Origin of the sequence: Loktanella salsilacus (genome assembly GCF_900114485.1) — a bacterium.
GTDB lineage: Bacteria > Pseudomonadota > Alphaproteobacteria > Rhodobacterales > Rhodobacteraceae > Loktanella > Loktanella salsilacus.
This window is the reverse complement of the sequence record NZ_FOTF01000047.1, coordinates 1-10789: the sequence shown is the minus strand read 5'-3', so window position 1 is coordinate 10789 and position 10789 is coordinate 1. Positions and strand designations below refer to the sequence as shown.

Annotated in this window: 7 protein-coding genes and 1 pseudogene; 5 read left to right on the top strand and 3 right to left on the bottom strand. The window is 54.9% G+C overall.

The window, feature by feature from the left end; translation table 11 throughout:
* Positions 1-154: 154 nt before the first annotated feature.
* The gene (locus BM131_RS19320; RefSeq protein ID WP_090192070.1) at positions 155-568 is read right to left on the bottom strand and encodes a DUF7282 domain-containing protein; all 414 of its coding nucleotides are present in this window, start codon (positions 566-568) and stop codon (positions 155-157) included.
* 703 nt (positions 569-1271) lie between these two features.
* Between BM131_RS19320 and BM131_RS19315 the strand changes: the two genes are divergently transcribed.
* The 4 genes and pseudogenes from BM131_RS19315 to istB all read left to right on the top strand — a co-directional run bounded on the left by BM131_RS19315 (position 1272) and on the right by istB (position 6516).
* The gene (locus tag BM131_RS19315; protein WP_090192068.1) at positions 1272-1556 is read left to right on the top strand and encodes an HU family DNA-binding protein; all 285 of its coding nucleotides are present in this window, start codon (positions 1272-1274) and stop codon (positions 1554-1556) included.
* 273 nt (positions 1557-1829) lie between these two features.
* A complete protein-coding gene (locus BM131_RS19310) occupies positions 1830-4010 on the top strand; it encodes an ATP-binding protein (RefSeq protein ID WP_175499495.1) in 2181 nt (726 codons plus the stop codon).
* A gap of 268 nt (positions 4011-4278) precedes the next feature.
* Positions 4279-5766, top strand: a complete 1488-nt coding sequence (gene istA / locus BM131_RS19305) for an IS21 family transposase (protein ID WP_139222730.1) — start codon at positions 4279-4281, stop codon at positions 5764-5766.
* A pseudogene (gene istB, locus BM131_RS19300) lies at positions 5763-6516 on the top strand (IS21-like element helper ATPase IstB). The gene istA and the pseudogene istB overlap by 4 nt, the downstream one beginning before the upstream one ends.
* 1302 nt (positions 6517-7818) lie before the next feature.
* Here istB and BM131_RS19295 read toward each other — a convergent pair.
* Both BM131_RS19295 and BM131_RS19290 read right to left on the bottom strand, forming a co-directional pair.
* Positions 7819-8715 (bottom strand): MBL fold metallo-hydrolase, encoded by an 897-nt coding sequence (locus tag BM131_RS19295; RefSeq protein WP_245754337.1) that lies wholly within the window; start codon positions 8713-8715, stop codon positions 7819-7821.
* A 202-nt stretch (positions 8716-8917) separates the two neighbouring features.
* A complete protein-coding gene (locus BM131_RS19290) occupies positions 8918-9460 on the bottom strand; it encodes a cysteine hydrolase family protein (protein ID WP_090192063.1) in 543 nt (180 codons plus the stop codon).
* A 100-nt stretch (positions 9461-9560) separates the two neighbouring features.
* Here BM131_RS19290 and BM131_RS19285 point away from each other — a divergent pair, with 100 nt between their 5' ends.
* Positions 9561-10529 (top strand): GlxA family transcriptional regulator, encoded by a 969-nt coding sequence (locus tag BM131_RS19285; protein WP_090192062.1) that lies wholly within the window; start codon positions 9561-9563, stop codon positions 10527-10529.
* Positions 10530-10789 lie beyond the last annotated feature (260 nt).

Here is a 10789-nt window from a genome sequence, read left to right as displayed (position 1 = left end):
TAATTCTCGGACAAAGAAGAGAGAATTACCACCTCAGTACCATGTTCAAAAACGACACCGCCTGCAATTTTGTCTCGAATTGCAGGCGGCGCTCAACATTGGTCAGAACTCTGAACTCAAAGCTAATGACCTAACAAACTGACCGCAGCGAAGACTATTCGACGGTGATCGTAGCCGTCACAAGCTCACCATCAATTTTGATCGGGCCATCTTCGGTGGCTCCCAGTGTGTACTCAAAACCACCTGTAGTCATGCCACCAGCTTCAGAGTGAACCATCAGCATCAACATGTCTCCCGGTGCAACTTCTTCAGTCAAAATTGCAGCAACATCCGTGTTGTCACCCATACGCAAAGGCGCATAGCCTACAACGGGTCCGGGTTTCATGTCGGCATCGGTGCGGTGCACGACCATCCAGCCATTTTCAGGAGCAACTACTGTTTCGGCAGCGACGATACCGTTCTCAGCCGATTGATCGGATGCTGTGATTGAAGGGGCCGCAGCGTGTGCTGCAGCGAATGCACCAGACCCGGCAATGGTAAGGGCAATAGCTGAAATAAGCGTCTTCATGTTTCTAATTCTCCGTGCTGAGATTGATATTATTGATAGTCACGGCCGGAAATCTGGAAAGTTTCCAATAAGATGAAAAATACCTCTAAAGCATTGTTTTTAAAACAAAGTTTTTTAGATATTCGATGGTGCTAGTTTTATGTCGCTGGATGGTAATGCGTTGGCATGTCAAAATTCCCGCCCCCAGATACTATAATCCGGCCCCTCTCGCTCGATACTCCGGTCCAGTTCCCGCACCCGTTCGCGCTCCAGCACCCTTGCTCTATCCCGGTCCTGCTCCGTCAAATCCACCCCGGAAATCTCAACGTTGCGCTCGATCTTGGCGCTCCGGTCCCCACCGCGGCTTTCCCCGAAGCCGGTAGCCGCTCAAGGGCGGTCTGCGGCTCGTGATCCTTGCCGCCTGACGCGCGGGCGGGGCCTGCAACCGCTCCAGCGCCGTCTCCGGGACGCGGGACAGCTCCCCTTAAGCTTCCCAGAACATGGCACGTTACAAGACACCGGTCATGGGACCGCATTGCACGGGACACGGCACCAAAGCTTGACGGCGGTCATGTGCCTGATCTTCGCAAGTTGGCCGACGCGTTTCGCAAGTGATGCGGTGAGAAATCGATCCCACTGGATGCCCAGCATTGAGAAAACATTTACCACGTGGTGTAAAAGCTGTTCAGTACGGTAAGATGTACGCTGGCTTAGGAACGCTAAGATGACGAAATCTGAACTTCTTGAAAAGCTCCGGAATGAACACCCAGATATATCCGCAAAAAACGTGGAGGCTGCGGTTAACGCCATATTTAACAAAATCATTGATTCAGTCGCGCATGGTCGCCGTGTTGAGCTTCGGAACTTCGGAGTATTCTCCACCAGCTGTCATAAAGCCAAAACTGGACGTAATCCCAGAACCGGCGAGATACTCGAGGTTCAAGCCAGGATGATCCCAACGTTTAGAATGGGAAAACGATTGTTGGAAAGAATGAACTCCGAGGTCTAAAACGACCTGCAGCCCATCGTAAAGTTTCTTCAACATCCGGTGTCTTTCATGGCAAAAAGTTGCCGGTGAAGCCGCGCACTCCCAGCACGCCCCTAATCACAAGTCGTGCGGCGGAAGAAATGTACCCGTTGATTGCTAGAGGTTTCAGGCCCTTACCCGCAGGCAATGTTAGTAAGGCACTAGGAGTGTTGTTAGCCGTGGTTATCTTCATACCTTAACTGCGTCGAACGCCACCGCCGCCTGCATCATTATTGATGCATGATGGCCAAACAAATGCCACAGCCGCATCCGAATGTTTCGAGTATCGAAACAGAGCTACCTGAGGTGGGGCCAGAAGAAATGAACCAGTTGAATGAGGCGCAAACCGCAGGTCGCCGCGCTATGGTCGTCCGTTTGCTGGAAAGCGCCAAGGGGGTGCTATGGGCGAAGCTATTTCTTATCGCGGCGGCACTCGTTGTCATCACATTTCCGCTCCTAGGGCTTACAGCGATGAACCGGAGCGATGCCATTTACTTGGCATCAGAGCGGAATCAGCTGGAGAAATACCTTTACCAAGCGACCAACCAGATACGGCTATCATTCTTCGAAGCTGAACTGGTCGCGGGCAAAATCGAAGGTCTCCTCACAGCATCTGGTGAAACGCCAGACCTTCTCATTCAAAAAGATGTAGAGGCCCTTCTGGCGAGCAATCCTAATGTTCTTGCTGTCGCACTCGCACCAGATCTTACGGTGACGCAAACGTTCCCGTTGTCGGCTAATCAGGGGACTGTTGGCCTCAAGTATTGGGAAGTTCATCGGCAGTTGCCGGGGGTCGCTCGTGCCTATCGTCAAGGTAGTCCGGTTGTCGTTGGACCAATTTCACTCGTTCAAGGCGGCATCGGCTACATCTTACGTTATCCGGTTTTCCTACCGCAGGATGGACTGTCCGCAGAACGGTTTTGGGGCATCATTTCAGTTGTCATCAAAGCTGATGGCTTAATTAACAACAATACGGCAACGTTTGATCAGGGTGAAGAACTGGTCTTCACACTGTATGAAGTTCGCCAGCGCGCTATGACCTCAGAATCCGAGATCGATGGCCATTGGCAAGGTTCTGAAGTTCCAATTTCGGTCGAATTTCCCATGGCTGGGGCGAAGTGGCGTGCTTCGGCTGCGCCGATTGGAGGGTGGCCAAAAAGATCTCCTCAAGGATATGTCATCCTGACAACCTCAATCCTTTTAGCAATGGGCGCTGCTGCGAGCTTACTGATCGTTCACAGCGTCTCTGAAAAACATGCCAAGCATCACGCTCTTCTCCAAGAGTCTATTTCTTGTATGAACGAGGGGTTCGCTGCTTTCGATCAGAACAATTGCCTCGTTATGGCCAATCATAAATTCAGAGAATACTATCCAAATATTGTGGACAAGCTGGTGCCTGGTGTTCCTTTTGCAGTGCTCGTGAGAGCCGGTGTTCAGCGATCGCAGTTTCCTGAGGCTATTGGTAACGAGAAAGAATGGGTGGCAAGTCGGATTTCTGCTTTCATGAATCCGCAAGGCTCATTCATCCATCAAATATCTGATGGGCGTTGGGTCAAAGTTACAGAGGCCAAGACGCCTTATGGCTATACTGTCGGTATCAGAACGGATGTGACGGCAGAAAAGCGTGCAATGGACGCCGCTGAAGCGGCTGACCTCGAAAAGACAAACTTCATTAGCAACGTATCGCACGAACTACGGACGCCTTTGACCGTGATTGTTGGTCGTGCGTCGTTCTTTCAGCATCAAGATAAGCTGCCTGCCGCCGCACGCCTCGACAACCTTTTACAAGGATCCGCCGACATATCGGATGAGGTAAAAAACGCTGTTGAGGCCTATAAAGGTTACGTTGCTGACCAAGGAAGCAAAATCGTCCACGCCAGCAAGCACATGCTGCGTTTGGTAGAGGATCTTCTGGATTGGACCACTGCAGAGCGTGGCACCATGCATATTCAGAAAGAGATCGTTTCTCTGGCCGATCTGACAGATGCTGTTGCGGAAGAACTCCGACCTCTGGCCCAAGCTAAAGATCTGGATTTCCGCTATAGCTCGAACGTGCAGGTCAATATTTTTGGGGATCAGGCAAGGTTGCGACAGATCCTTTACAATTTAATGTCGAACTCGATCAAGTTCACAGAACATGGCCACGTAGAGCTGGGTGTTGTCGAACGTCCGGACGAAGTCGTGATCAGCATTTCGGACACGGGGTGTGGTATTCCTGAGGCTTATCTGGATCGCATATTTGAGCGCTTTCAGCAGGTCGATGCATCAGTCACGCGGCAAAAAGGTGGCTTTGGGTTGGGCCTAGCGATCGCTAAGCAGCTGGCGGAATTGCATGATGGAGAACTTACAGTCACCAGTCGTGTGGGTATCGGATCATGTTTCCAACTAAAGTTGCCAGTCATCAGCGAAAAACCACTGCATCCAGAAATGGCATAAAAATTTGCGTCAAGATTATAGTTAAAAGTAACTGCTTAATAGACGGTCCTTTTCTGAAGAATTTGCAAAATCTTCAAATAGCCTACGACATACCCCGTCTTTGTTGCATTTGATCACACTGAGGCTTACGATTATCATAGCCCAACATGGTGAGAACGGCGGTGCGAAAGTCGGCCACGGTAGCGGCGGGATGATCTTGCTGCGGGCGGCGTAAAAGTCGTCCACCTTTACCCTTTCTGGTGACAGGGAGGGTGGGAGGATTTTCACCGTGGATTTATATCGGAAGGTTCGGCTGGCCTGTGCTGAGGGCATGAGCCAGCGAGAAGCGGCGCGGCACTTCAACGTCTCGCGCGACAGCGTAGCTAAGATGATGGCGTTCTCTGTCCCGCCCGGATATCGGCGGACGGCGCCGGTCAAACGGCCGAAGCTGGATGCCTTCACCGGGATGATAGACGCTTGGCTGGACGGCGTTCGGGAGGTTCATCGCAAGCAGCGGCACACGGCGAAGCGGGTGTTCGAGCGGCTTCGTGATGAGCACGGGTTCACCGGCGGCTATACGATCGTGAAGGATTACATGCGGCAGCGCGAACGGTGCGGTCGCGAGATGTTCGTGCCGCTGGCGCATCCGCCCGGGCACGCCCAAGCCGATTTCGGCGAGGCGGTAGTCGTGATCGGCGGTGTCGAACAAAAGGCGCATTTCTTCGTCATGGACCTGCCGCACAGTGATGCCTGCTTCGTGCGTGCGTATCCGGGGGCGACGGCGGAAGCCTGGGTTGACGGCCACGTTCATGCGTTTGCGTTCTTCGGCAAGGTGCCTGGGTCGGTCCTCTACGACAACGACCGCTGTCTCGTTGCGAAGATCCTTCCTGATGGAACGCGTCAGCGGGCGACACTCTTCAGCGGGTTTTTGTCGCACTACCTGTTTCGAGACCGCTATGGCCGACCCGGTAAGGGCAATGACAAGGGCAATGTGGAAGGGCTGGTCGGATACTCCCGCCGCAACTTCATGGTGCCAATCCAACGGTTTGCGACATGGGACGCGTTCAACGACTATTTGGAAAAGCAATGCCGCAAGCGCCAAGCGGATCTCCTGCGCGGCCAGTCGGAAACGATCGGTCAACGCCTCGTGCGTGATCTGGTCACGATGTCCGACCTTCCGGCGGCACCATTCGATGCCTGTGATCAGGCAACCGGACGGGTCAGTTCGCAGGCGCTGGTGCGCTACAAGACGAATGATTACTCGGTGCCAGTCGCTTACGGCCACCGTGACGTCTGGATCAGGGGCTATGTCGGAGAGGTCGTGATCGGTTGCCGTGGTGAGATCATCGCACGCCATCCCCGATGCTACGACCGCGAAGATATGGTCTTCGATCCGGTGCATTATCTTCCGCTGATCGAGCGTAAAATCAACGCCCTCGATCAAGCGGCCCCCTTGGTTGAATGGGATTTGCCGCCCGCGTTCGCGACCCTGCGTCGCCTGATGGAAGCGCGAATGATCAAGGCCGGCCGCCGCGAGTATGTCCAGGTGCTGCGCCTGCTCGAGACCTTCGATATTGATGACCTGCATGTCGCCGTGAAGAAAGCGCTGCAATTGGGGGCGGTCGGCTTCGATGCCGTGAAGCACCTCGTCCTCTGCCACGTCGAGAAACGACCGCCAAAGCTGGATCTCGATGTCTACCCATACCTGCCGCGGACGAACGTCGAGACCACGTCCGCAGCCAGCTATATGGCCCTGATGTCGGAGGGTAGAGCATGATCGTGGCTCCAAAGATCCTGCGCGCGGATCACCTCAAGACGCTGAAGTTGCCGACCTTCTTGCGGGAATACGACAAGCTCGCCCGCCAATGCGCCGCCGAGGGGCTGGATCATGTTCAGTTCCTCGCGCGTCTGGTCGAGTTGGAATTGATTGACCGTGAGGGGCGGATGATCGAGCGGCGTATCAAGGCCGCGAAGTTCCCGGCCACCAAGAGCCTGGACAGCTTCGACTTCAAGGCGATCCCAAAACTCAACAAGATGCAGGTGCTGGAACTGGCTCGCTGCAACTGGATCGACCGGCGCGAGAACGTCATCGCCTTGGGGCCCAGCGGCACAGGAAAGACCCATGTTGCCCTCGGACTTGGGCTGGCGGCCTGCCAGAAGGGCCTCTCGGTCAGCTTCACCACCGGTCAACGAGATGATGGAAGCCCGAGACGAACGCCGCCTGCTCCGCCTGCAAAAGCAGCTGGCCGGCGTCAAATTGCTGGTCATCGACGAACTGGGTTTTGTGCCGCTGTCCAAAACCGGATCCGAGCTGTTGTTCGAACTGATCTCGCAGCGCTACGAGCGCGGTTCCACTATGATCACCAGCAACCTACCATTCGACGAATGGACCGAAACCTTCGGCACGGAACGCCTGACAGGCGCACTGCTCGATCGGTTGACCCACCACGTCAACATCCTCGAGATGAACGGCGACAGCTATCGACTCGGCCAAAGCCGCGCCCGAAAGGCCGAAGTCTCAACCTGATCACCCGTTGCAGGGTTGGCCCTGTGGGCCAATGCGCCATGGCACGCACCAGCTATCTGGGGAGCGCGCGCACCATGGCGCTTGGCACCCCGCCACTGGCCTAGTTTTGCGCCGCCGCGTGGCCGGATTTGTCTCCGCCGTTGACAACCGACCCCCCCGGCGACCGATCCACCCCAATCAACTTCGGCTGCTGTTCGGCCTCCCGAACCTATATAATTAGCAAATCCCACGAGCTCTGGTGAGTTATATGTTAGTGTGCTTGTGACTGTAGTTTGGCCATTTTCAGTGACTGTTTGATATGTTGTATTATTATCAGATGATGTAATGATTTTTACCATTTTTAACGTCCTATTCTTTCACGCAGTATGAAGCTTAGTATAAATATCAACACAATCCATTTTATGGATAGGAGTATTGGTATTTTTGATGCAAATATTTCAATACAAATTATACAAACAAAAAATATCGCAATAAAAATGAAGGATAGAATAGGTTTATTTTTTGCTGTTTTCTTTAATGATGCGCCGAGAGATTGGTGCCAGTCATTTCTCATATATTGTACCTTCGAAGATCATAGGGAGTCAGGGTGATGTTGTTATTTCGACAGCCCCCAATCAAGAAGTTATCGGAAATATGATGAACCTACCGTGTTTCTTGAAACTTTCACCGCCACTTGATGCAAGTATAGAAGTATACGCCGAACAGATGCCCCCTCTGTCGTGATAAGACTTAACCTATGGTTGTATAATATTTCATCAAAGACAACCTGAATGTTAAGGTAGAACCTCTATCAATCAAATTGCTTTGGACTGGCACCGCGTGTTGGCTTTTAGGTGTGGTAGGATTGAGCGTCCTCAATGTGATCAAACATTGCCTCACGCTTACTCTCTTCGAAAGCTATGTCCTGTCCAACTGCTTGTTCCAAAACCTCATGCGAGCTTTTGGCTAAAAGCTTGCATGAAGATGAGAGCGGACGTTCGTGGATAGCGCGGCGAAATCCCGGTTTGAGCCCAGACTTACCAGCACTGCAACTGCAGTATTTTGCGCTCGCAGAAATTCAGATATGTCAGAGACGGCCCAAAGCGGTCAGTCGGCACCCGGCAGGTGCGGCCGGGCGGTTTTTCCAAAGCTGCCCTTGAAGTGCTGTGCAGCGAGAATGACCAAACAACGTCGGCGATGCGGGTGACAAAGCAGCTACCTGGTGCTCGGCATGACGATCACCCGAACTCGCACATCGGTGGCCGGACTGGATCTGCAATCCAGCAATAGAACGAAGCCACCTAATCAAACCGCGCCTGTTTATCAGACCATGACGGCCTCGCCATCGGCAGGTATCAGTAGCTTCTGTTCAAATCCGTTCTGAACCGAGAAATCGCGCAGAACCTGACGGCTGAGGATGCAGTGGTTGATGGCCTCCATATGGCTTGCAATCAAGATGGCCTCGGGTGCGGCGCGATGAACAGCGAGCACGTCTTCCGTCCCCATGATGATCGGATCAAAGCCCATCATTACAGCATTCCCCGCATTCAGGACGATGGCCGCCGGCTTATGGGTATCGATGGCCGCCTGGACATGCGCGTTCCAGATGGTGTCTCCAGCGACATAGAGGGTCGGAAACTCTGGGTGGCTGAACACCACGCCACAGACATCACCCATCGTCGGGAATGCCTCCAGCGTCGCGTCGTTGCCGTGCTGACCTCCGGTCTTGATCAGGCGGACGCCGTTGAACTCCGTCGCCTCGGTCAGGACGTGCACATCGGTGAAACCATCGGCGCGGATCAGTCCGGCGTCATGCTCGCTTTGAGCGAAGATCGGCTTGTCGCGTGCGATCGCTGCCTTGGCGGCATCATCCCAATGATCCAGATGCAGGTGCGTGACGATGACCGCATCAGCCGTGGCAAGGTCATCTTGCGGCATAGGTAGGGTAACCAGTGGATTGCTAAGATGACTGCTGGCTGACGCCGGAAAGCCAGGCAGGCTACCCTGATCGGCGAACAGTGGATCGATCAGAAAGGTTACACCACCGGTTTCGACAAGAATTGTCGCATTTCGGACTTGGGTGACCTTGGCGGTTTTAGGCGTGCCTACAGGATTTGCCCAGCCTTGAGTCGCAGCCATGAGGGATGCGGCGGCAAACGCACCGCCCGTCATCAAGAGCGCTTGGCGTCGAGTCATTCCGTGTTCTGTCTTGAAGTCCATGGTCGAGTTCTTTCGCTGCCTTGCCCACTGGTAGCGGGGCAGGATCTGTTAGGGATGGTGAGGGACGGCGGCAACACGAGCTGACGCTGATGGTCGCTCGCAGCATCGGAGGCCGCGCAAGTTTTGGATTGATCGCCGCATTGGGCATGCGGTCGGCATGCCCATTGCAGGACAGGCCTACCTTAAGCGCCGGGCAAGGGTGTCAGCTGCGAAGAAAATCTTCGGTGCTGATGACGTCGCCGTAGAGGAACGCAAGGGCACCCATGATCGCCGTGTGGACATGCGCGGCGGGGGCGGTCTGCCCGCCAAACTCGATGTCACGGGTCGCGCAGGCATCATGGATCGTGGTTGTGTTGAAACCGTGATCATTGGCGGCGCGCGTGGTCGCATCGATGCACATGTGGCTCATCGCGCCTATCACGACCACGTCCATGATCCCCTTTTCGTCGAGAAGAACTTTCAGGCCAGTATCGCGGAACGAGTTGGGGGAGTTCTTGGTGATGATGGCCTCGTCGCCTTGGGGTGTGACGGTTTCGTTGATCTCCGCTCCCTTGCTGCCGGGCACGAAGATAGGGCCACCCGGAGCTTCATGGCGAATGTTCACCACCAGGTCGCCCCTGGACCGCGCATGCGCGATGACGCGCGCGGCGTTATCCGCCGCCGCCTCGATCCCCTGCAGGGGAAGGTTGCCGGACGGCCAGTATTCATTCTGAAGATCGACGACGAGGACGGCGCGGTTGGACATGAGAGCCTCCATGGGTTCTGTTCACTGTTGCATCGAATATCGTCATGCACGATAGCACTGGCCATTGGCACAATCGACATAAACAGGGGCGATAACGACAATGACGCAGACAGCCATTGGTATCGTGCTTTATCCAGGCGTGCAGATGTCAGCGGTGCTGGGCCTGACGGATCTTTTCGCACTCTCGAACCGGTTCACCCAAGACGCGGTTGAAGTGCTGCCGCAATTGCGCGTCCGCCATCTTCGCATCGATTCCGCTGCAGATGCTTGTGTCGTCTTCGACACCGACGCGACATCCGATGATGAAGGCCCGTCACGCTGCGACGTTCTGCTGTTGCCGCCATCTCTGGAACCGACGCTTGGGGTCGACGCGGGTGCGCCCATCGCCCGGTGGCTGTGCCAGCGTCACGCCGAGGGCTCGATCCTTGCATCCGTCTGTGGCGGAGCCTTTCTTCTGGCCGAAACGGGACTGCTTGCCGGGCGCAGCGTCACGACGCACTGGACCTATGCGCAGGCGCTTCAGGATCGTTGCCCCGACGCGCGGGTGGACGTGGATCGGCTGATCGTCGACGGAGGCGACATCATCTCGGCCGGAGGCCTTATGTCATGGATCGACCTTGGCCTGATCCTTGTGAACCGGTTCCTTGGGCCTGTCGCTATGGCAAGAACCGCACGGATGATGCTGGTCGACCTGCCGGGGCGTGAGCAGCGGTTCTACAGCGGCTTCGTGCCGTGCCTGTCCCATGGCGACGGCGCTATACTGAAGGCGCAGCATTACCTTCAGGCGCAGGAAGGCCGGGATACTGGCCTAGCCATTTTGGCCGAACAGGCGGGATTGGAGAAGCGGACCTTCCTCCGGCGTTTCCAGAAAGCCACAGGGCTGACGGCGACCGAATATGCACAGCGCCTTCGGGTAGCCAAGGCACAGGAGTTGCTTCAGTTCAGCCAACAACCTGTAGAGCGTGTGGCTTGGCAGGTCGGCTATTCTGACCCGGGGGCATTTCGGAAGGTGTTCCATCGCATCGTGGGCCTGACGCCAAGCGAGTATCGGCAAAGATTCTGTGCTTGATCTGACCCTGCAGCGATTTGGAACGATGATGTCTCTCGCTCAACGTCCTCGTTCAGAGCTGCTTGATGATATGCATAACTCGACACGGTTGCGGTGGTGGGCCAGTCAATTGTCGATACTGGCGAGGATTGGGGCAGAGCGGTCTGGCCGCTTAGGTGACCGCTTTCTAAGAGCCCGATTTAAAACTATTTGAGTGAGTTCAGTGGTTTGTGATTCTGTTCGGTTGTGAAGCTGAATGGAGATCACAATGGCTTGGACTG